Annotated in this window: 1 protein-coding gene; it reads left to right on the forward strand. The window is 47.0% G+C overall.

Going from position 1 to position 334, the window contains the following annotated elements; genetic code table 11:
* Nucleotides 1-334 (forward strand): malic enzyme-like NAD(P)-binding protein (locus AE2B122_RS19265; protein ID WP_305852000.1); only part of this gene is annotated, 334 nt, incomplete at both ends.

The following is a 334-nucleotide window of genomic DNA, read 5'->3' on the forward strand; positions in this document are numbered from 1 at the left end:
ACCTCGCTGCTTCGAAATTGAAGAGCGTTTGAAAGCAGAAACTGACATCCCAGTATTCCATGATGATCAGCATGGTACTGCAATCGTAACAGTTGCTGGTTTGCTGAACGCGTTGAAATTGGTTGGCAAAAGCTTCGACAACATCAAAGTTGTTGCTAACGGTGCTGGCGCTGCCGGTATCGCCATCATCGAGCTTCTTCACAGCCTTGGCGTGAACAACGTCATCATGTGTGATTCCAAAGGAATGATCTACGAAGGTCGACCTGAAGGTATGAACAAAATGAAAGACCGCGTAGCGAAAATCACAAACCGTGATCGTCAAGAAGGCAGCCTT

Origin of the sequence: Terribacillus sp. AE2B 122, from assembly GCF_902497585.1 — a bacterium.
GTDB classification, from domain to species: domain Bacteria; phylum Bacillota; class Bacilli; order Bacillales; family Amphibacillaceae; genus Terribacillus; species Terribacillus saccharophilus_A.